This is a genomic window from Parasphingomonas halimpatiens (assembly GCF_036663795.1).
GTDB lineage: Bacteria > Pseudomonadota > Alphaproteobacteria > Sphingomonadales > Sphingomonadaceae > Sphingomonas.
Genome location: NZ_JAXOJP010000001.1, coordinates 14,530 through 36,275, shown reverse-complemented (window position 1 = coordinate 36,275; position 21,746 = coordinate 14,530). Strand labels below are relative to the sequence as shown.

Annotated in this window: 18 protein-coding genes and 1 tRNA gene; 7 read left to right on the top strand and 12 right to left on the bottom strand. The window is 67.6% G+C overall.

The window, feature by feature from the left end:
* Nucleotides 1-97: 97 nt before the first annotated feature.
* The 3 genes from U1839_RS00180 to U1839_RS00170 all read left to right on the top strand — a co-directional run bounded on the left by U1839_RS00180 (nt 98) and on the right by U1839_RS00170 (nt 4,980).
* Nucleotides 98-1,864 carry a CocE/NonD family hydrolase gene (locus tag U1839_RS00180; protein WP_332801651.1) on the top strand — a complete coding sequence of 589 codons (1,767 nt, stop codon included), beginning with the start codon at nt 98-100 and terminating at the stop codon, nt 1,862-1,864.
* A gap of 32 nt (nt 1,865-1,896) precedes the next feature.
* Nucleotides 1,897-4,599 carry a TonB-dependent receptor domain-containing protein gene (locus U1839_RS00175; RefSeq protein ID WP_332801650.1) on the top strand — a complete coding sequence of 901 codons (2,703 nt, stop codon included), beginning with the start codon at nt 1,897-1,899 and terminating at the stop codon, nt 4,597-4,599.
* A 108-nt stretch (nt 4,600-4,707) separates the two neighbouring features.
* Complete coding sequence (locus U1839_RS00170) at nt 4,708-4,980, top strand: hypothetical protein (protein WP_332801649.1); 273 nt, start codon at nt 4,708-4,710, stop codon at nt 4,978-4,980.
* Here U1839_RS00170 and U1839_RS00165 read toward each other — a convergent pair.
* Genes U1839_RS00165 through U1839_RS00130 form a run of 8 tightly spaced genes read right to left on the bottom strand, consistent with a single transcriptional unit; the run spans nt 4,960 to nt 14,794 of the window.
* Entirely contained in the window at nt 4,960-7,356 is a 2,397-nt protein-coding gene (locus U1839_RS00165) for a 2-hydroxyacyl-CoA dehydratase (RefSeq protein WP_332801648.1), read from the bottom strand. The genes U1839_RS00170 and U1839_RS00165 overlap by 21 nt on opposite strands.
* Entirely contained in the window at nt 7,353-8,615 is a 1,263-nt protein-coding gene (locus tag U1839_RS00160) for a CaiB/BaiF CoA transferase family protein (protein ID WP_332801647.1), read from the bottom strand. Before U1839_RS00160 ends, U1839_RS00165 begins: the two co-directional genes overlap by 4 nt.
* A complete protein-coding gene (locus U1839_RS00155) occupies nt 8,612-9,745 on the bottom strand; it encodes a CaiB/BaiF CoA transferase family protein (protein WP_332801646.1) in 1,134 nt (377 codons plus the stop codon). The genes U1839_RS00160 and U1839_RS00155 overlap by 4 nt, the downstream gene beginning before the upstream one ends.
* A complete protein-coding gene (locus U1839_RS00150; protein WP_332801645.1) occupies nt 9,742-10,773 on the bottom strand; it encodes a CoA transferase in 1,032 nt (343 codons plus the stop codon). Before U1839_RS00150 ends, U1839_RS00155 begins: the two co-directional genes overlap by 4 nt.
* The gene (locus U1839_RS00145; RefSeq protein ID WP_332801644.1) at nt 10,770-11,963 is read right to left on the bottom strand and encodes a CaiB/BaiF CoA transferase family protein; all 1,194 of its coding nucleotides are present in this window, start codon (nt 11,961-11,963) and stop codon (nt 10,770-10,772) included. The genes U1839_RS00150 and U1839_RS00145 overlap by 4 nt, the downstream gene beginning before the upstream one ends.
* On the bottom strand, nt 11,960-13,006 hold the full coding sequence (dctP, locus tag U1839_RS00140) for a TRAP transporter substrate-binding protein DctP (protein WP_332801643.1): 1,047 nt from the start codon (nt 13,004-13,006) through the stop codon (nt 11,960-11,962). Before dctP ends, U1839_RS00145 begins: the two co-directional genes overlap by 4 nt.
* 1 nt (nt 13,007) lies before the next feature.
* Complete coding sequence (locus U1839_RS00135; RefSeq protein ID WP_332801642.1) at nt 13,008-14,315, bottom strand: TRAP transporter large permease; 1,308 nt, start codon at nt 14,313-14,315, stop codon at nt 13,008-13,010.
* Nucleotides 14,312-14,794 carry a TRAP transporter small permease gene (locus tag U1839_RS00130; RefSeq protein ID WP_332801641.1) on the bottom strand — a complete coding sequence of 161 codons (483 nt, stop codon included), beginning with the start codon at nt 14,792-14,794 and terminating at the stop codon, nt 14,312-14,314. The genes U1839_RS00135 and U1839_RS00130 overlap by 4 nt, the downstream gene beginning before the upstream one ends.
* Before the next feature lie 150 nt (nt 14,795-14,944).
* Here U1839_RS00130 and U1839_RS00125 point away from each other — a divergent pair, with 150 nt between their 5' ends.
* A complete protein-coding gene (locus tag U1839_RS00125; protein WP_281128218.1) occupies nt 14,945-15,421 on the top strand; it encodes a MarR family winged helix-turn-helix transcriptional regulator in 477 nt (158 codons plus the stop codon).
* A gap of 71 nt (nt 15,422-15,492) precedes the next feature.
* Here U1839_RS00125 and U1839_RS00120 read toward each other — a convergent pair.
* Nucleotides 15,493-15,585 (bottom strand) — tRNA-Ser (locus U1839_RS00120).
* Nucleotides 15,586-15,746: 161 nt separating this feature from the next.
* Here U1839_RS00120 and U1839_RS00115 point away from each other — a divergent pair.
* Both U1839_RS00115 and U1839_RS00110 read left to right on the top strand, forming a co-directional pair.
* Entirely contained in the window at nt 15,747-16,529 is a 783-nt protein-coding gene (locus tag U1839_RS00115; protein ID WP_332801640.1) for a DUF1134 domain-containing protein, read from the top strand.
* A gap of 133 nt (nt 16,530-16,662) precedes the next feature.
* Nucleotides 16,663-16,818: a hypothetical protein gene (locus U1839_RS00110; RefSeq protein WP_332801639.1), complete on the top strand. Its 156-nt coding sequence runs from the start codon at nt 16,663-16,665 to the stop codon at nt 16,816-16,818.
* A gap of 7 nt (nt 16,819-16,825) precedes the next feature.
* Here the strand turns inward: U1839_RS00110 and pyrC are convergent, their stop codons facing one another.
* Nucleotides 16,826-17,863 carry a dihydroorotase gene (gene pyrC, locus U1839_RS00105; protein WP_332801638.1) on the bottom strand — a complete coding sequence of 346 codons (1,038 nt, stop codon included), beginning with the start codon at nt 17,861-17,863 and terminating at the stop codon, nt 16,826-16,828.
* Nucleotides 17,864-17,912: 49 nt separating this feature from the next.
* On the opposite strand from pyrC, the gene ygfZ reads away from it, so the two are divergent.
* Nucleotides 17,913-18,617, top strand: a complete 705-nt coding sequence (ygfZ, locus tag U1839_RS00100; RefSeq protein ID WP_332801637.1) for a CAF17-like 4Fe-4S cluster assembly/insertion protein YgfZ — start codon at nt 17,913-17,915, stop codon at nt 18,615-18,617.
* 220 nt (nt 18,618-18,837) lie between these two features.
* On the opposite strand, the gene U1839_RS00095 is transcribed toward ygfZ, so the two are convergent.
* Together U1839_RS00095 and U1839_RS00090 are read right to left on the bottom strand one after the other, a co-directional pair.
* A complete protein-coding gene (locus U1839_RS00095; protein WP_332801636.1) occupies nt 18,838-20,151 on the bottom strand; it encodes a UDP-glucose dehydrogenase family protein in 1,314 nt (437 codons plus the stop codon).
* Nucleotides 20,152-20,335: 184 nt separating this feature from the next.
* Nucleotides 20,336-21,469, bottom strand: coding sequence for an OmpA family protein (locus U1839_RS00090; protein WP_332801635.1), 1,134 nt, complete (start codon nt 21,467-21,469; stop codon nt 20,336-20,338).
* Between the last annotated feature and the right edge of the window lie 277 nt (nt 21,470-21,746).

Sequence of the window (21,746 nt, the reverse complement as noted above, 5' to 3'; positions counted from 1 at the left end):
ATAATCGTTGCAATCATCTACTAATAATGTTCTTATCCTTTCGGTGCCCGACAGCCGCCCTTTTCCAAGGCGGCGCGGAAGCGGAGAGGAAGGCCGAATGGCGTCTGGGCGATTACATCGGGCTGCGCGGATCGCCGGTGCTCTCGCCGGCATCAGCGTCGTCGCGAGCGCCGCGATCGCCGGCCCCGAGGTTTCCGATCCCGACACCGTGCGCAGCTCCAGTTACGTCGCGGTGCGCGACGGCACCCGGCTTGCCGTCAATGTCTATCGGCCCGCCAAAAACGGCGTGGCGCGTGACGGCCGTTTCCCGATCGTCTTTGCCTTCACCCCCTATCGCGCGCGCTATGTCGACAAGGACGGCCATCTCGTCGACATGATCGATCAGCCCGTTTTCGGGCTGCGCGATCTCGTCCATGCCGGCTATGTCGTCGCCACCGCCGATGTGCGCGGCAAGGGTGCGTCGTTCGGCGCGCGGCATGGTTTCCTCAGCCAGAACGAGGCGCATGACGGCTACGACCTGGTGCAGTGGCTCGCGGCCAAGCCATGGTCGACGGGCAAGGTCGGGATCGTCGGCTGTTCCTATCTCGGCGGCTCGGCGATGCTGGTTGCCGGCACGCTGCCGCCGGCGCTGCGCGCGGTGTTCGCGGGCGCGACCGACATCGACAAATATAGCTTCGTTCGCCAGGGCGGCATCACCGCGCAGTTCAACACCCGGCCCGACGAGCCGCCCGAAGTCGACCTTGCCAGCGTGCCGGTCGATGGCGACGGCGGCGGCGCCCTGCTCAAGGCGGCGGTGGCGCAGCATGCCGGCAATACCCCGATGGCCAAGCTGTGGGCGACGATGCCGTATCGCGACAGCGTCTCGCCGCTGACGCACAATCGCTTCTGGGCCGAGGTCGGGCCGTACACCCACCTCAAGGCGCTGCGCAGCAAGCAGCTCGCCTGGTATCTGTGGGGCAATTGGGAAGACGAGCCGACCGAGCAGATGATCATGGCGGCGGGCAATCTCGACACCAAGCTGATCATCGGTGCGGGCAGCCACTGCGTCCCGCCGACTGCGTTCAGCATCACCGGCGAGGAGCGGCGCTTCTTCGATCATTATCTGAAAGGCGTAAACAACGGGATCGAGCGCGAGCCGCGTTTTGCCTGGTATCACGAGGCACAAGGCGGCACCGGCACGATGGTGCGCTCGGCGACATTGCCCGGGGTCGGCGTGGCGCGGACCCCTTTCTACCTCTCGGCGACGCCGAACGACGCGCCGGCCGCGTACGACAATGGCAGCCTGTCGACCGCCCTGCCCGCGACGAAGAGCGCCACTTTCAAGGTCGATTATAATGTCGGCACCGGAGAATATTTCGCCTTCTGGCCGCCGGTACTCGACGGCAAGGGGCTGACCTATAGCAGTGCGCCGCTGGCACGCGAGGCTGGCATGACGGGTTATCCCGTCGCACGCATCAACGCCGCGCTCGACCGCGCCGACGCCAACCTCTTCGTCTATCTCGAGGACGTCGCGCCGGACGGCACGGCGCATATGGTGTCGTTCGCGCGGCTCGCGGCGTCGCATCGCAAGCTTGCCAAACCGCCCTATGGGCGGCTCGGCCTGCCCTATCATTCGGGGCTCGCCGCCGACGTCGCACCGATGATCCCGGGCAAGCCCGCCGATTTCACCATGGCGATGTCTCCGCGCGCCTACAGCTTCGCGGCGGGGCACCGGCTGCGCGTCACGCTGACCGGCGCCGACCCGCGCCAGCGCAACCTGGCGCAGATCAGGCAGGATCCGCCGCCGTTATTCACCATCGCGCAGGGCGGCGCGGCGGCGTCGCGCATCGACATTCCGTTCAACACGAAACCGGCGTTCCGCTGATCACAAGCGGAAGCAACCAAGGGGAGGCTAGAATGACTTATTTGACGGCAAGGACGGCAATGCGCTGCGGCGTCGGGCTGACGGCATTGATCTTCGCATCGGCGGCGATGGCGCAGGACAAGCCCGCCCCGACGACCGACACCGCGGTTGCCGGACCGACCACGGTCGATGCGCCGGCGAGCGGCGATGTCGTCGTCACGGGCAGCCGCATCCGCGGCGCGGCACCCGTCGGCTCGAGCGTCATCGCGATCGACCGGTCGGCGATCGAGGCATCCGGCGCGGTCACCACCGATCGGTTGATCAAGGAAATCCCGCAGGTCTTCGATCTCGGCACCTCGGAAAATTCGCGCGGCCAGTCGGGCGGCAGCAACAACATCACCTTCGGCAACGCGATCAACATTCGCGGCATCGGGCCCTATGCGACGCTGACGCTGATCGACGGGCACCGCGCGGTCGACAACAGCCGCTCGGTCGATCCGTCGGTCATCCCGTCGCTCGGCCTGGAGCGCGTAGAGGTCATCGCCGACGGTGCCTCGGCGGTCTATGGTTCCGACGCCGTCGCCGGCGTGGTCAATCTTATCCCGCGCCGCAATCTCAATGGCGTCGAGATGCTGGCGCGCGCCGGCATCGCTAAGGATTTCTACGAGGAGCAGTTCGGCGTCGTCGCGGGCAAGAAGGGCGATTGGGGCCAGGTGATGCTGGCCTATGAACATGTCTATCGCAGCAACCTCAACGGCGACGATCGCGCCTTTTTCCGCTCCAACCAGACATCGTCCGGCGGCCACGACTATCGCACGACCTTGTGCGACCCGGGCACGATCACCGTCGGCGGCGTGACCTATCCGATCCCGGCGGGCGGCGTTACCGCTGCCAATATCGGTTCGCTCGTCGCCGGCCCGGCTAACAAGTGCGAAGGGTTCAACGGCCAGGACCTGATCCCGCAGACCAAATATGACAGCATCAACGGCACCGCGACGCTCCACATCGCCGACTGGCTCGATTTCGTCGGCGACGGCTATTGGTCGAAGCGCAGCTTCAACCACCTCAACGGTTACAGCGGCACCACCGTCACCGTGCCGACCACCAACGCGTTCTTCGTCCGGCCGACCGGTACCGTCGGCACCGAAACCGTCGGCGTTCGGTTCGACGACCTGCCCAATGGCGTTTCCTATGGCTTCACGCGGACATGGGAAGTGACCGGCGGCCTGCGCGCCAAACTGGGCGACTGGCAGATCGGCACGCAGATCAGCTACGGCCGCGGTCGCGACGAATCCAACACCTTTACCGGGATCAATACCCCTGCCCTGAACGCAGCCCTTGCCAGCAGCAACCCGGCGACCGCATTCGACCCCTATGGCCTGCACCGCACCAGCGCGGCGACGCTGGCGGCGATCAATGACCAGATCTTCCTCGCGCCGACGCTGACGCGGATGACCGATGTCCAGACCACGATCAACGGCACGCTGTTCCACCTGCCCGGTGGCGGCGTGAAGCTCGCCGCGGGTTACGAGCATTTCTACGAGCGAGTCGATCTCGGCTCGGCGCGCGGTGGCCCGACCACGCCGACAACCTTTCGCATCTTCAATCGCGCGGTGGATTCGGCCTATGCCGAGCTGCTCGTACCGGTGTTCGGCGCGGCCAATGCCACCGCCGGGCTGCAACGGCTCGAGCTCAGCGCGGCGGTCCGCTACGATAAATATAGCGACGTCGGAAAGACGACCAATCCCAAGATCGGGGTGAACTGGTCGCCGGTGCAGCATCTCGTGCTGCGCGGCAGCTATGGCACGTCGTTCCGCGCGCCGCTCTTCTCGCAAATCTATGGCAACAGCTCGAACTTCTTCGTCCAGTCCTATTCCGATCCGACGCAGGGCGGCGCGATCGTCCAGGGCGTCGCGCTGTCGGGCGGCAACCTCGCGCTGAAGCCGGAAACGGCCAAGACCTATTCGTTCGGTGCCGACTGGGACCCGCTGCCCGGCGCGCGCTTCAGCGTCACCTACTGGCACGTCGACTATAAGGGGCAGGTCAACACCTACCTCGCCGACCTCGCGATCCTCAGCAAGGAATCGCAGCTCGCCGGCACCGGCGTGATCCTGCGCGGCGCGGATGCCGCGGCGCGTGTCGCGCAGCTTCAGGCGGCCGGCATCACCGTCGCGCGCGGCGTGATACCCAATCCGGTCACGCTGTTCGTCGATGGCCGCACGCAGAATCTCGACCGCTCGATCACCAGCGGCCTCGATTTCGTCGCGGCCTATGGTTTCGACACCGGCACGCTCGGCCATGTCGCGATCAACGCCAACGCGACCTACATCCTCAGCTACAAGACCGCGCTCAGCAGCGGTGCGACACCGACCAACCGGCTCAACACGATCTTCAATCCGCTGCGCTTCAAGGGCCGGGCGAGCATCTATTGGGATCCGTCGCGCGTCATCAACGGCCGCCTGACCGTCAATTACGTCAACGGCTATGACAACAACACGCTGCCGGCCGGTGCCGTCCAGAAGGTCGGCGCCTACACCACGGTCGATGCCGGCGTGACCTTCAACATCGGCAACCCGGAGCCGACCAACCTGATCGACGGCGGGCTCTCGCTGAGCATCGACGTGCTCAACCTGCTCGACAAGGACCCACCCTATGTCGATTTCGCCCCGACGGTGAACGGCAGCGGCGGCTATGACGCGACCGCCGCCAATCCGGTCGGCCGCGAATTCGCGATCACGCTGCGCAAGAAGTTCTGAGCGGGGCATAGGGCGGCGTCGGCAATTCCCAACGGGGAGGGTCGGCGCCGCTCTTTTTTCGGGAGCCTTTGGTGGAAGGCCAGCGACACTTCTGCGATAACCAACGCCATGTTCGTTATCTACGATGAGCTGCATGCCGAACATGTCGCCGAGTTCGCCACCAGGGAAGCGGCGCTGGCTGAGTTGCGGCGGCTGGCGAGCCTATCATGGGATCAGGCGCCCAACATGGCACCCTGCACGAGTTGGCAAAGCTGCGGTCGCCAATATGAGCTCGTCGAATTCGACGATACGAGCACGCCGTGGCGGACGCTCAGTCACATTCCGGCGCTGGACGTATCGCGGGCCGAGGTGAAGTGGCTCTCAGGCCTGATGTCCGACTGAGCTTGCGGCGCCGCGACGTGCGGCCGCCTGGACAACCGGCCCGTCGAGAAACGCAGCGGCACGGCGTTCCAGTTCTTCGCCGGCGGACGGATCGGCGACATAATTGTCGATGCCGAGTTCGAGCACGGCAAAGCCCGCCTCGCGCAGCGCGCGCAATACCAGCGGGTCGGCGTCGGACAGGGCCATCACGCCATCGACCTGATGCAGCCGCGCTTCCTTGACGTACCAGGCGCCGGCCCAGGTCGGCATGCGCAGCTCGTCGCCCATCGTGACGAAGCGCGCGGCTAGCGCGCGCATCGGATCCCGCCCGCGATCATGGTGGCGGATATAGCCGTCGGCGGCGAGCGCCAGATACATCGACCAGACGAACACCGCGCCGTGGCTTTCCTCCCAGCGCTGGTAGAAGCTCATGTCGCTCCACAGGCCGCGACCGACGAACATCAGGCGCAAGCGCTCGCCCGGACAGGCCGCCCCGCCCGCCGCCACGCGCGCCACGACCTCGTCGTGGAACGCCTTTGCTGCGTCGCGCGCCCAAGGCGTGCCGCGATGCCATTGTGGCACCATCGTCGCGGGCATGGTGTCGACCACCCCAACCGGGACCGGCACGGTAACCGCGATCAGGTCGCGCGTGCGGCGGTAATAGTCTTCCTGCTCGTTGACGAGATTCATGATCTCCTCGAACGCGGCGGCGTCGAAGCGGCGCCCGGTCTGCGCCTCCAGCTCGGCGATCGAATGACGCAGCTCGGCTTCCATCAGGTCGAGCCGTTCGGGCTCGATCACCTCGTCCCAGCGCGCGGCGAGGCCGTCCCACCAGTCGATCGGGATTTCCCAGCGGCTCTCGATGCTGCGCTCGAAGGTGTGCAGCGTCGCACCGGCCGCCGATGCCCAGGCCTGGAACAGCGCCGGGGTGGCATCACTCGACAGCACGGCGGAGACCGCGTCGGGCCGGGGCACGCCACCCCATGGCGCCAGCGCGTCGTCGTCATCGAACACCGCCGCGACGCCCTGCGCGCTATACGCCTCGGTCGTGCTGGGCAGGCCATGCGCCTCGAGCAGCCCGGCATAACGCTCGCCCTGCTGCTTGGCGGCGACGATCGACGCCCACCATTGGTTGACCACGAACGGGATGCCCATCGCGCGCAGGCACTCCTGCGGCGTATTGGCATTGACCATCATGAACGGCGCGCCCTCGGCGACGGCGGCGCGGACGCCGGCGAACCAGTCGCGCTGATAGGCGCCGAAATCGGCAACCGCCGCCAGCGACTTGCGGCTGCGACGCGGCGCCGGCGGGCGCGGGGCTGCGTCCTCCTTCGGCGGCAGCACGTCGAGCGTATGACCCGGATCGACCAGCTCGACCGCCACACCCGCCGCCGCAGCGGCGGCGCGCAGCGCCTGTGCCTGCCATGGCGTGCTCTCGTCACCCTCGCCGATGACATAGACGATATGCGCCTCGCGCTCCCGCGCGCGGGCGACCAGCCGCGTGGCGCGCGCGGTGATGTCGGCAAAGGGCCCCGACCAGGGTGCGAGTGTCGACCGCGCCAGCGCGTCGACCGGGTCGATCGACGCGTCGAGCCGGCGGGCGGCGCGATCCTCGCCCCAGCCATGGTCCTCGCCCACCACCAGCGGGCCGCGCGCTTCGAGCGCCGCGATCGAGTCGGGCCGCTCGGGCAAGCTGCCGCCCAGCACCACCCGCTCTCCGGGGATGGATGCGAACGTCGCAGCGCCCGCGCTTACGTTATCGAGCAGCCTTACGGCGTCCTGGGGATCGAGCATCGCCGTCGCGGCGGCGATGCGGTGTGCCGCGGCGCCGCCGATCAGCCGGGCAGGCCGCAACGCCATCACACGCGCAAGCGCCGCGCGCAGCGCGACACCCTCGGCGATCGCTTCAGCCAGCCGCGGTTCGTCACCGCCGAGCGTGGCGAGCCAGGCGAGCGTCTGACGAATGCGTAGCGCATTGTAACGTGCGGTCGCCGGCCGGTCGGTCGTCAACAGGTCGACAAAGGCGACCGGCGGCAAGGCCATCGCGCCGCAGCGGCCCAGTTCACGCAGCGTCGCGAAGAGCTGGGGCTGTTCGTTATCGGTATGCGAGATCAGCAAGGCGTCTTCCGCCGGCAAGGCGGCGATCGCGCCGAGCAGGCGCCGGCCGCGCGAGCCGAGGCTCTCACGGCTGATCAGCGCATCGATTTCGGGATGGTCCTCGGAAGCGCCGGGCACCAGCCTGATCGCCTGATAACCGAAGGCGCGGACCATTTCCTGTGGCAGGTCGGCCCCGAGCGTCCACACGACGCGCTTGCCCCTGACGCGCGCGGCCGCCGCAATGCCGCTCGCGTCCTGCGCCGCGGTTTCGAGCGCGGCGAGCGCCTCGGTCGGCGTCACGCGATCACGCCGTCGCGCGTCAGCGCTGCGATCTGCGCTTCGTCGTAACCGAGCAGGCCGCGATAGACGTCCTCATTATGCTCGCCGATCGTGACCGGGATGACGGGATCGAAGCCCGAGCGCGACGCCGAAAAGCTGATCGGGATCCCCGCGGTGCGCAGTTCCTCGACCGACGGATAGGACGGGTGCGCGACGACGTTGGTTTCCTCGCGCGCGACGACGCGCGGATCGACCAGCGCTTCTTCGGGGTGGCGCACCGGCGCGACCGGTACGCCGCGCTCTTCCAGCGCCGCGACGACTTGCGCCACCGGCAGCGTGCGCGACCAGGCGTTGATCCGCGCCTCGAGCGCCACGGCATTGGCGACGCGCGTGTCGCGCGTGGCAAAGCGCGGATCGTCGATCAGCTCGGGCGCGCCCATCGCCGCGAACAGCCCCAAAGCGAGCTTCTGGTGCACCGCGACGAGCGCGACATAACCATCGGCGCATTCGAACACGCCGAACGGCGACAGGCGCTGCACCGTCAGGCCGGTGCGCGCCGGCATGTCGACCGCGCGCATCGCCGCCCAGTTCTCGATCGCGACGAACGAGGTCAGCGCGCCGAGCATCGAGATGTCGACATGCTGGCCGACACCCGTGCGATGGCGCTGTTCGAGCGCCGACAGGATGCCGATCACCGCGAAAACCGGCGCGAGCATGTCGGCCATCGGCACGCCGATCCTGACCGGCGGATGGTCATGCTCGCCGCTGGTATACATCGCGCCCGACAGCGCCTGGATGACGATGTCCATCGCCTTGCCGCCCTCGGGGAAATCGGCGCCGAAACCCGACAGCGAGCAATAGATGACCGCCGGGTTGGCCGCGCGTGCCGCGTCATAACCGACGCCGAGCCGGTCGGCGGTGCCGGCGGTGAAATTCTCCACGACGATATCGGCGCGCGCGACGAGATCGGCGAACACCTGCTTCGCGCCCGGGCTCTTGAGGTTGAGCGACACGCCGCGCTTGCCGCGCGCGCGCGTCAGGTGCGAAATCGAGATGTCGTCGTCATGCTGGCGCTCGATCACCACGCCGTCGCGCCCGACATAGGGGCTGTTGTCGCGCGCGAGATCGCCGCCGCGCGGGTCCTCGACCTTGATCACCTCGGCGCCGAGCCCGGCGAGCAGCAGCGTGGCATAAGGCCCCGCCAGCGCGCGCGTCAGGTCGACCACCCGCAATCCCTCGAGCGGCCGTGGCAGCGCGGCTGCGGTCTGTTCCCCCGTCATGATTTCTGTCCAAGCTCCGATAGGATGGTGTGGTTATCACTGCCGGCGACGCGTGCCGCGCGCGGTGCGACGGTCGGCGTGGCGGACAGCTTGATCGGCGATCCGATGTGGCGAACGGGACCGCCGGGGCTGTCGACCGTCAGCACCATGCCGCGCGCGACATTGTGCGGATCGTCGAGCGCCTCGGCGACCGAGTTGATCGCGGCGAATTGCGTGTCGGCCGCGCCGAGCATCGCCAGCCAGTGCGCCAGCGGCTCACGCCGGAAGGCGGCCTCCAGCGTGGCGACGATGGTGGCGCGCGCCCCGGCGTCGTTCTGCAACGGCGCGAACTCGGGCACATCCATCGCCTCGCAAAAGCGCTGCCAGAAACGCGGCTCCATGTCGGTCGTGGCGAGGAAGCGGCCATCGGCGGTTTCGTAGATGCCGCAATCGGCGCGCAGCTTGCCGCGCGGCGGCGCGCGCGACAGATCGGGGTTGCGCGAGATGACCGGCGCGATCAACGCCATCGCACTGTCCGACATGGCGATGTCGACACGCTGCCCGGTGCTTGTCGCGGCGCGGGCATGCAGTGCGGCAAGGATGCCGATCACGGCGTTCGATCCGGTCAGCAGGTCGGCGACCGGCACGCCGGCCGAGTGCGGCCGGGCGGGGTCGTCGCCGATCCGCGACAGCGCGCCGGAAATCGCCAGCGCGATCGGATCATGGCCCGGCTTGTCGCGATGCGGGCCGGTCTGCCCGCACAGCGTGACCGAACAATAGATCAGCCGTGGGTTGAGCGCGGCCATCGCGGCATAGCCATAACCCATCGCCTCGAGCACGCCCGGGCGGTAATCCTCGACCAGGATATCGGCGCCGGCGATCAGCGCCTCGATCGCGGCGCGTGATTCATCGGCGCCGGGATCGAGCATCAGGCTGCGCTTGTTGCGCGCGAAAATATCGCCGGCGCGGATACGCGCGCGTTCGTCGTCGCTCAGCTTGTCCCAGCCGAACACCGCGGCCTGTTTGGCCAGTTCGCGCGGATGCTCAATCCGCACGATATTGGCGCCGAGGTCGCCGAGCATCCAGGTGCAATAGGGGCCGGGGAGGAATTTCGAGAAGTCGATAACGCGGATGCCGGCCAGCGCGCTCATGCCACGCTCCTTGCAAACAAGGCACCCGGGACACGCACCGTCCGGCCATCGATCTCGGTGTCGCGCCACAGGCCGCGATCGGCGAGATGCGCGCTGGCCAGCACATCGGCCGGCGCATCGATCGCCGACAGGCCCATGCCATGCCGGTTGGACAGCACAGTCAATTCGGCGCGGGTCTTGGTGATCAGCCAGGCCGCGACGATCGCTTCCCATGTGACCAGTTGCTCGCGCGCGACGTCGGCGACGAGGATCGCATCCCAGTCGACCTCGGCGAGCGCGCCGGCCATGCCGTCCTCGGCCATGCGCGCGACGGTCGAGCGCATCATCGGCTGGTTGTCGACCAGCGCCCAGGTGACGAAGCCGTCAGCGCAGCGCCACACCTGCTGCACGCCCGACTTGCCGCGCACCAGCAGATTGCCGGTGCGGACGCCGACGCGGCCGGTCCAGCCCCAGGTCAGCGGCTCACGATAGTTGGCGAGCACCGCCGAGCGATAGGCCGAGACGACGACCTGCTGCCCCATCCCGTCCGCCGCGCGCGCGTTGAGCGCGACCAGCGCGGCGACCGCGCCCTGGATGCCGGCGAGCGCCCAGGCCTGGCGCCCGGGCATGTTGAGCGGCGGGCGATCAGGATCGCCGCAGATCGCCAACAGCCCGGACCGCGCCATCAGCGTCAGGTCGGTGGCGGGCCGCGCCGCATTGGGACCGTCGGCCTCGAAGGGCAGGATCGCCACGTCGATCAGACGCGGATTGCGCGCCGCCAGCGCAGCGGGCGCCAGCGCGGCGGGCAATGGTTCGGGACCGCGCAGCACGATATCGGCCTGGTCGATCAGATCGAGCAGCGCCGGATCGTCGATCGCGCAGCCCGCGTCACGCTTGCCGCGCCGCGCCATGACCAGTTCCGCCGGATCGACCGGGCCGCCCTGCTCGACCTGGGCGACATCGGCGCCGAGTTCGGCGAGCAACACCCCGGCATAGGCGCCGAGATCCCGCGTCAGGTCGATCACCTTGATATGGCCGAGCATCGTCATGCCAGCGCTCCCGTTGCGACAAGGTCTTCGATCTCGGCGGCGTCGATGCCGAGCATCTCGACGAACACCGTGCGATTATGCTCGCCGAGCCGCGGCGGCGGCCCGACCACGATCTCGGAGCGCGAGAAGTGCGCCGGTGGCGCCGGCATGTCGCAGTGGCCCAGCACTTCGTGGTCGATCGCGACGAAATGGCCGCTGGTGATCAGCTCGGCATCGGTAAACACGTCGCGGCCATCATTGACCGCCTCGGCAGCGACCCCCGTCGCGGCGAGCAGGTCGGCCAGCACATGCTTGTCCTGCCCCGACGTCCAGGCACCGAGCGCGGCATCGATTTCGCCGGCTGCCACCATGCGGCGTTCAAGCGTCGGATATTGTTCCGCATCGAGCCCGGCGAGCGCGGCGAGCGCGCGCCACGCGTCATCATCGGGCGCGGCGATCGCGATCCACTGGTCAATACCGCGCGCCGGGTAGACGCCGTGCGGCGCCATCGACACGCTGCCATTGGCGAGGCGCGTGAAGTCGCCCGTCAACTGGCCGCGCGCGAGCACGTCGCCGAGCACATGCACCAGCGGTTCGACCTGCGAGACGTCGAGATGCTGTCCCTCGCCGGTGACGCGGCGCTGTTCGAGCGCGGCGAGCACGGCAAGCGTCGCGAACATCGGCGCGACGACGTCACCATAGGCGAAGGGCGGCATATGCGGTGGCCGGTCCTCCCAGCCCGACAGCGACGCGAGCCCCGACAGTGCGGCGGCGGAATTGCCGTAGCCGCGCAGATCCGACATCGCCCCGCTGCGCCCGGCGACGCTGACCGACAGCATGATGATGTCGGGACGGATCGCGCGGCAATCGGCATATCCCAGCCCGATGCGCTCCATGAAACCCTTGCCGAAATTCTCGACCACCACGTCCGCCCAGGCGACCAGCTTGCGCGCGACCGCCTGCCCGCGCGGATCGGACAGGTTGATCGTCACACCGAGCTTGCCGGTGTTGGTGATGCCAAAAAAGGCCGAGCCGTCGACGTCGCGCTTGCCGCCCTTGAACGGCGGGCTGACCCGGCCGAGATCTAGCCGCTTGATGCTTTCGACCTTGACCACGGTCGCGCCGTGATCGGCCAGGTCCTTGGTCGCGCGCGGCCCCGCCCCGACCCAGCTGAAATCGGCGATCTTCACGCCGGCGAGGGCCTGGCTCATTTTGTCGCTCCGCAGGAAAGGGGTTGGCCGGCATTGCGCGCGGCGATCAGCGCGACGGCATGATCGGCAAGCTTGACCCCATCGATGCCGTAATCATTGAGCGAGCGCGCCAGCTTCATCGTGTTGGCGCGGTACAGCGCGTCGAAGCGCGCCTGTTCGGCCGGCGGCATCGGCACGAAGACGATGCCTTCCTTGCGCGAATAATCGTTGCCGGCGATGAGCGCGGCGGCGAGTTGCTCGACCATCGCCTGTTCCCACACCAGCTCCGCCTGGTCGAACAGCGCGCGGTCGGCGGGACTGAGCGAATTCCACAGTGCCGACGACATGGCGCGACCGGGATAGCCGCCGCGTGCGATCTTGAGCGTCGAATAATATTTGCCGACATCGGCGAGATGCACCGCCCTGAGCGCATCGAGCGGCGCGACGACACCGTCGATCACCCCCTTGGCCATTGCCGGGTAAACCTCGGCCATCGACATGTTGACCGGATCGGCGCCGAGCTGGCGCAGCACCGCCGCGGTATCCTCCTGCGCGCGCAGACGCAGCCCCTTGATGTCGGCAAGCGAGCGGATCGGCCGGTTGCGCGTCAGGATGCCGGGGAAATTGCCGCCCTGCACCGCGAGGATGTGCAGGCCGTGGGTGTCGGCATCCATTTCCGGAAAGCGCGCCGCCATGCATTTGTAGATGTCGATCTGGTCGCGGATCGTGCCGATGCCGCTGTAGAAGCTCGGCTGGATGCGCTGGAGATGCGAGCTGCGCGCATACATCGGCGTGACCATGCCGATATCGGCGACACGGTGGCGGATCTCGAGCATGTTCTCGTTCGACGAGAGCAGCGCACCGCCCCAATAGGGCTTGATCAGGATGCGCCCGTTCGAATGCTGTTTGAGCCACGCCATCCAGCTGATGTCGGCGCGGCTGAACGGATGCGTTGCGGGATAAGGGCTGGCATAGGTGAAGGTCACCGTGCCGGGCTTCGCGTCCGGCGCGCAACCGCCGGCGAACAGCAGCATGAGCGCGGCGAGCAGGGTCAGCAGCCGCATCTCAATGCCCCTGCAATTGCGGCAGCCACAGCGCGAGCGCCGGAAAGGCGATCAACACCGCGAGGTGGAAGAAATCGGCGACGAGGAACGGCACGATGCCGCGAAAGATCCGCCCGACCGGAATGTCGCGCGCGCCGGCATGGATGACATAGACGTTGAAGCCGAGCGGGGGATGCACGAAACCGATCTCCATCGTTCGGACCAGGAAGATGCCGAACCATACCGGGCTCAGCCCGAGCGTGCCGACGATCGGCAGCAGGATCGGCGTCATCAGCAGCATCAGCGCAAGCCCGTCGAGAAACGAGCCCAGCACGAGCAGCACGACCGCCATGATCACCACCGCCAGCACCGGCGCCGCGCCGGCCGCACGGACCAGCGCGCTGAGATGCTCGGTAATCCCGGTGACGCTGACGAAGGTGCTGAACAGCAGCGCGCCGATCACGATCGTATAGATCATGCCCGTGGTCTTGAGCGTTTCGAGCAACGCCCCGGCAACGCGCGCGCGCGTCATCCGCCGCCGCCAGGCCAGGATCGCGAAGGCGCCGACGCAACCGACCGAGGCGGCCTCGGTCGGGGTGAACCAGCCGACCACCAGCCCGCCGATCACGAACAGGATGAGCAAGGCGAGATCGGCGACATGGCGCAGCGAGCGGACGCGCTCGCCCCAGCCGACGCGCGGGCCGGCCGGGCCGAGCTCGGGCCGCCAGCGGCACATCGCCCAGATGACGAAGATGTAGAGCAGCGCCTGGGTGACGACGGGCACGATCGCCGCGCCGAACAGCTTGCCGATCGATTGCTCGGCGATGATCCCATAGACGATCAGCGCGCCGCTCGGCGGGGTGAGCGAGCCGAGCGTGCCGCCGGCGGCGAGCGCGCCCGCCGCGAAACCGGAATGATAGCCCTGGCGGCGCATCTCGGGCAGCGCCACGGCACTGACCGTCGCGACCGTGGCGAGGCTCGAACCGCTGATCGCCCCGAAGCCGGCACAGCCGCCGATCGACGCCATCGCCAGCCCGCCGCGGCGATGACCGACGAAACGCGCCGCCATGTCGAAGAAATCGCTGCTCGCGCCGGCGGCGAAGCACAATTGCGCCATCAGCATGAACAGCGGCAACACGCCGAGTTCGTAGCGCGACAGCGTGTCGAAGGCGATCACGCCCGATTTGATCAGCGCCGCCTCGGGCGACAGCACGATCGCCAGCCCGCCAATGCCGACCAGCGCCAGCGCCGCGCCGATCGGGATGCCGCCGAGCAGCATCGCCAGCAGCAGCACGAAACCGATGATGCCGGTGATTTCGGCCGGACTCATGCGCGCTTCCTGCGGAGCGCCGCGCGCAGGAAGAACAACGTCACCACGACGCAGCACGCGATCCAGTAAAGCCGGAAACCACGCAGCGGGATGCCGAGCTGCTCGGTCATCTCATGGGTCGACCACAGGTCGAGCGCGACCCAGATCGAACCGAGCGCCACCAGCCCGAACGCCATCGCGCTCGCGACGGCCGCGAGCCGATCGAGCCAGACCCGGGCGTGGGGCGCGGCCCGCAGGAGCAACAGGTCGACAGCGGCATGGCGGCGATCGAGCGTCGCGATGAGGATGGCGGATGACAGCGCGACGACAGCGCAGACCTGGAAGATTTCAATCGCCCCGTTGACCGCAAAGCCGGCATGGCGCCCGAGCACCGCCAGCGCGTCCGCCGCCATGGCGAGCAGCAGCGCGGCCGATCCCGTCGCCAGCAACAGGCGGCGTATCGCTGAGGGTCGCCGATCTTCCTGCGGTTCGTCGTCCAAGCGATCCTCCCGCCCACGCCGTTGCATGGGCATAATCAGTTTGCAGATATAATGATGTGTGTCATCAACTATTTTGTTGGCCGCACGAATTGCCGATCCGGCGCTTCTCTTGTAGCCCCTACCTGCGAACGGACATCAAACGGATTGGCCTTGGACGACACAACTTCCGACGACGTCACCGGCATCTCCCTTGGCCGGCTGGGCAGCTTTCTCGGCTTTCGGCTGCGCCGCGTGCAGAATCAGCTGTCGCGCGATTTCAGCGCCAAGACGCGTGACTGGGGAATGCGCGCCGGCATGTTCAGCGCGCTGGAGATCATCGCCAGCAACCCCGGCGTGTCGCAGGCGGTGCTGAGCGAGGAAGTCGGGCTCGACAAGTCGGCCGTCGTGCCGCTGGTTGACGATCTCGAACGACGCGGCTGGGTGACGCGCACCCGCTCGACCACCGACCGCCGCCGCAATCATCTCGACATTACCGACGCCGGCAAAATCGAACTTGACCGGTTGTTCGAGCATCTTTCGGTGACCGAGAAAGCCGGCCTTGCCATGCTCGACGACGAGGAGCGCGCGATCGTCAGCCGCGCGCTCGACAAGGTCTATCACGCCTATGTCAGGCCGGGATCGCGCTGAGCGAGCGCATGCGTCGCCCGATCAGTTATCGGCTGGCGGCTGCGTGAAAGGCGGGCGGCGAAAGCGGCCGCTGGCGGAGACGGAGGGATTCGAACCCTCGGTAGGAGTAATCCCCCTACGGCGGTTTAGCAAACCGCTGGTTTCAGCCACTCACCCACGTCTCCGGCTGCAGCGAGGTGCGGCTATAGCCGGGGCGGTCGCGGCGATCAACCGCGCTGTTGCGATGGTTTCGCCGCGCAATCGACTCGCCTCGTCGCGCCGTTCATTGCGGGGCAAGCCGGCACGGCGCTAGGATGGCCTATCGACGCAGGCGGGGAAGGTTATCATGCGCAAGGCATTGACGTTATTGGCCGCCGCACTGGCGCTCGGTCTTGCCGGCCCGGGCGTGGCGCAGGTCCGCACGATCGATCCCAACCAGGCGATCGACAACGACATCAATCGCCCGCAGACGGCGCCGGCCACCCCGGCACCGTCCTATCCCGCGCAGCCCGAGCAGAGCAGTGCGCCGCAGCCCGACCCCGGCCAGCCGCTATCGTCCCAGCCGCCCGCCGATCAGGTCGCGCCCGGCGCACCGGGCGATGCCCCCACCGCCCGCAGCGAGGCCAATCGCGAGGCCGCGACGGCGACGACCTTCAAGCGGGAGGAAATTCTCTCCGCCGCCGAAGGCACGTTCGGCAAGGGCGCGGCGGGCCTTGCCGGCATTCTCGAACGCACGCTGAAGGACCAGGGCGAGCCCAACGCCTATATCGCCGGGCGCGAGGCGGGCGGCGCGATCGTGCTGGGGCTGCGCTATGGATCGGGCACGATGTATCACAAGGTCGAAGGCCCGATGCCGGTGCACTGGACCGGCCCCTCGGTCGGCTTCGACCTGGGCGGCGACGCCAGCAAGGTGTTCGTGCTGGTCTATAATCTCTACGACAGCGAGGAGCTGTTCCGGCGCTTCCCGTCCGGCGAAGGCCGACTCTACGTCGTCGGTGGCTTTGCGGCGACCTATTTGCGGCGCGGCAATATCGTGCTGATCCCGATCCGGCTCGGCGTGGGTTGGCGCCAGGGGGTCAATCTCGGCTATATGAAGTTCAGCCACAAGGGCAAGGTGCTACCGTTCTAGGGCGCCGCGCGCAGGCGGCCACGACCGCCTGATTCGCGCAAGCCCGGCCGGCGCGGCATCGCCGCGACCGACGACGCAGGCTTCGCCTGCGGCGCCCGCGCTTTAATGATGGCCGGCCGAGGAGCCCAGACCCATGTCCGATTCGACCGACGACCTGATGATCGACACGCCCGACGGCCCGATGACCTTCGCCGCGTGGAAGAAGAAGCACCCGGTGCAGATCCCGTCGCGCCGCACCAAGGGCAAGGACCTGCCCGTCAAGGTCAAGCGCTTCACCGACAAGGACTGAGCCGTCGCTACCCCGCGATGCGCCACGCCAGCTGCTCGCCGGCATGGAACGGCACCAGCGTGTCGTCGCCCGCGGGAATATGGTCGGGCACCGCGACCGGCACCCGCTCGAGCGTCACCGTGCCTTCATTGAGCGGCAGTCCGTAGAAGCGCGGGCCATGCTCGGACGCAAAGCCTTCGAGCCGGTCGAGCACGCCATCCTCTGCGAACACCGCGGCATAGCTCTCCAGCGCGAACGGCGCATTGAAGATGCCGGCGCAACCGCACGCCGCTTCCTTGCGCGCGGCACTATGCGGCGCGCTGTCGGTGCCGAGAAAGAAACGCGGCGATCCCGAGGTCGCGGCGGCGCGTACCGCCCGGCGGTGCACCTCGCGCTTGGCGACGGGCAGACAATAGGCATGCGGCCGCAGCCCGCCGTCGAACATCGCATTGCGGTTGATCTGGAGATGCTGCGGGGTAATCGTCGCGGCGATGTTCGGCCCGCCCTCGGCGACGAACGCTGCCGCCTCGGCGGTGGTGATATGTTCGAACACCACTTTCAGCGCCGGAAAATCGCGCGTCAGCGGCGCCAGCACGCGTTCGATGAACACCGCCTCGCGATCGAAGATGTCGACGTCGCGATCGGTCACCTCGCCATGGATCAGTAGCGGCATGCCGATCCGCTGCATCGCCTCGAGCGCCGCCGCGATGCGCGCGATGTCGGTGACGCCATGCGCGGCATTGGTCGTGGCGTGCGCCGGGTAGAGCTTGCACGCCGTCACCACGCCCTCGCCCGCGCCGCGCACGATCTCGTCGGGATCGATGTCGTCGGTGAGATAGAGCGTCATCAGCGGGGTGAAATCGGTGCCGGGCGGCAGCGCGGCGATGATCCGGCCGCGATAGGCCGCCGCCGCCGCGCTGGTCGTCACCGGCGGCGCGAGGTTGGGCATGACGATCGCGCGCGCGAACTGGCGCGCGGTATAGGCCGCGACATGCTCCAGCATCGCCCCATCGCGGAGGTGGACGTGCCAATCATCGGGGCGGCGGATCACGAGGCGTTCGGTCATGTGCCCCGCCTTAATTGCCGTTGCGGCTGCGCGCCACTACCTAGGGGCAATGGGTACATGGCTTTCCGACCGCACACTGCTCCGCATCGCCGGCGACGATCCGCGCGGCTTCCTCCAGGGGCTGGTGACCAGCGACATGCGGGGGGCCCTGCCCGTCTGGGCCGGGCTGCTCAGCCCGCAGGGCAAGGCGCTGTTCGATTTCATCGTCTGGCCCGATGGCGACGCCTTGCTGATCGACTGCGCGACCGAAGCAGCCGAGGCGCTGGCGCGACGCCTGGCGATGTACCGCCTGCGCCGGCCGATCACGATCGAGGCCGTGCCGGGTGGCGTGCATTGGGCACCCGATGGCAGTGAAGGTCTGCCCGATCCGCGATTGCCGGCGCTGGGCCGGCGCTGGCTGGGTGACGCCGGCGAGGCGGCAACGGGCTGGCGCGAACATCGCCTCGCGCTCGGCGTCACCGAGGGCCGCGCCGAACTGGGCGATGGCGAGACGCTGTGGCTCGAAGCCAATGCCGACGAACTGGGCGGCGTCAGCTTCACCAAGGGTTGTTATGTCGGGCAGGAGAATACCGCCCGGATGCACCACCGCGCCAAGGTCAACCGGCGGCTGGTGGTGGCACCACTGGGTGACGCTGGCGATCGCACGCGCATCAGCTACCCCGATCTCGGCCTCATGGTTGAGCTACGCCGCGTCGAGAATCTCGGCGACGCCCTGCGCCCGGCCTGGCTCGAGGCCGCGCTCGCTTCAGCCTGAGGAAGAAGAATAGTTCGCGCAGAGGCGCAGAGGCGCGGAGAAAGAGGTCTGTGCCAGCGCTTGGCGGTCACGGCCGCCTTCTTCCGATCCCGGCGCCTTCGCGCCTTCGCGTGAACTCAATCTCGTTAGGCGAAGGCAAGGCCGGCCAGGTGAGACTTTCTCCTCTGCGCCTCTGCGCGAACAAATAATCTTAAACCACCGGGACATCGGTGGCTTCACCTCACCGCCCGATCGACGAATAGGCGAAGCCGGCGCGCGCCGCGTCGGCCGGGGGATAGACGTTGCGCAGATCGATCATCGCGTTGCCGGTCATCACGCCCGCCAGCCGCTTGAGGTCGAGCGCGCGATAGATATCCCATTCGGTGACGATCGCCACTGCATCGGCACCCTCCGCCGCATCATAGGCGTCGCGGCAATAGCTCACCTCGGGCATCATGCCGCGGGCGATCTCCATGCCTTCCGGATCATGCGCGCGCACCTTGACGCCGGCGTCGAGCAGGCTCTGGATGATCGCGAGGCTCGGCGCGTCGCGCATGTCGTCGGTATTGGGCTTGAAGGTCAGGCCGAGCACAGCGACGGTCTTGCCCTTCGCGCCATTGGCACCATCGCCGCCCAGCGCCTTGATCACCTTGCGCCCCATGGCGCGCTTGCGGTTGTCGTTGACCTGAACCACCGCCTCGACGATGCGCACCGGCGTCTCATAATCCTCGGCGGTCTTGAGCAGCGCGAGCGTGTCCTTGGGGAAGCACGACCCGCCATAGCCGGGGCCGGCATGGAGGAATTTGGATCCGATACGGTTGTCGAGGCCGATGCCGCGTGACACGTCCTGCACATTCGCGCCGACCGCCTCACACAGATCAGCGATCTCGTTGATGAAGGTGATCTTGGTCGCGAGGAAGGCGTTGGCGGCGTATTTGATCAGTTCCGACGTGCGCCGCCCGGTGAACAGGATCGGACTCTCGTTGAGATAGAGCGGGCGGTAGATGTCGCGCATCACCTGCTGGGCGCGCGCATCTTCGGTGCCGATGACGATCCGGTCGGGGCGCTTGAAGTCGCCGATCGCCGCGCCCTCGCGCAGGAATTCGGGATTGGAGACGACCGCGATCGGGAAGTCCCCGGCCAGCTCGCTCAGGATCTCCTCGACCTTGTCGCCGGTGCCGACGGGAACCGTGGACTTTGTCACGACCACCACCGGCCCATCGATCGCCTCGGCGATCTCGCGCGTTGCGGCAAAGACATAGCTCAGATCGGCATGGCCATCGCCGCGCCGCGACGGCGTACCGACGGCGATGAACACCGCATCGGCCCCGGCAACCGCGGCCTTCAGGTCGGTGGTGAATTTCAGGCGACCGGCCGCGACGTTGGTCGCGACCAGCGTATCGAGACCGGGCTCGTAGATCGGCATGCGCCCCGCTTCGAGTGCGGCGATCTTGCCTTCGTCCTTGTCGACGCAGATCACGTCATGGCCGAAATCGGAGAAGCATGCGCCTGATACCAGGCCGACATAGCCCGAGCCGATCATCGTGATGCGCATAACGGTGTTTCACCCTCGAAGATGGCGGCGCGGAGCGAGGTGCCGCGCCGGAGATGCCGCGCTCTACCGAACACGCCGCCGCTTGTCAGCCCTTCGGCGGACCGATTCGCACGTCTGCAGCAGGCAAGGAAAAGGGGGACCGGCGAACCGGCCCCCCTGATCTTTTCGTCCCGAAGGATCGAACTTAGTTGCCCGAACCCGGGCCGTACATCAGTTCGACACGACGGTTCTGCACTTCGCGAACGCCATCGGCGGTCTGGACGCGCAGGTGAGCGGGGTCCTCGCCGAATGCCTGGGTGGTCATCACGGTCTCGGGGATCGAGTGAGCACCAAGGTAGCCCTTCACGGCGTCAGCGCGACGCTGCGACAGGCCGACATTGTACTTCGGCGTACCCGAACGATCGGTGAAGCCGGCGATCATGACCTGCGCATTGCCGCAATTGGCGTACTGCGCGACGGCGTTGTCGAGGATCGACGCTGCCTCTGGCGTGACGTCCGACTTGTCCCACTCGAAGAACACGATGAACGGTCCCGGCGTGCACTGCACCACCGGCGTCGGCGGCGGCGGAGGCGGGGGCGGCGGGGGAGGCGGCGGCGGCGGCGGCGGCGGCGGCGGCGGTGCCGGCGGTTCGCCGAAGTTGTAGGTCAGGCCACCGAGGATGCTGTGCGTGCGGAACTGACCGTTGATGGTCCGACCCGACACGTCCACCGTCTTGACGTTGCGTGCGGTGAAGAAGCGATACTTCAGCGTTGCATCGAGATGCGCGCTGAGCGGCGCGCGAACACCGGCCATGCCCTGATAGGCGAACACCGAGTCCGAATCGTCGAGGAACGGGCCGAAGGCGTTCAGCGCGTACCTGCTCTCCTTCACCCGGGCGACACCGACACCACCGCCGACGAAACCCTGGATGCCGTTGTCATCGCCGAAATCGACGAGGCCGTTGACCATGAAGCTCAGCGCCGTGGTGCGACCGCCAGCATAGCTGAACGTGCCAGGACCCTGGTTGTTGTTCGCGCCGCTGGACAGCTTGATCGGCGTGGTCGTGGTCGAGCGATAGGCGTCGACCGTCGCGCTCTTGTAACCGACTTCAGCTTCCAGGCGGAACATGCCGAAATCGTAACCGATCGTCCCGTCGACGTCGTAGCCGTAGTGGTGATCGACGACACCGGCATCTTTCAATGCGCCGATATCGAAGTGGATGTCTTCCACAATCATCGCGCCACCTTCGGCACCCACATACCACGCGTTGTCGCGGGCGAGGGCTGGTGTGGCGAGAGCGGTGGAGGCAAGCGCCATAGCAACCGCAAGCTTCCGCATAAAATTCCCCTTTCGTCGTTGTCACTCGGACAGCGCAAACTCCCTACCCGCTGCTTGGTTTCCGCGCAAGCGCACAAATTCCCGGGGCTGTTGCCGATGCGCAACAGATTGAGCAATTTCCGGCGTTTGCCGCAGCGCGACAACAGCCGTTTCGCGAACGCCGACCGGTTGCCGCCATCGCCGATGGCCTGGTGCCGTCGCTCTCGGTCGACCGTCGGTGCCGGCCCCTCCGCTCCCAGGCGGCGCCATGGCGGACGTTTTGCGACGCTCTCCCCGC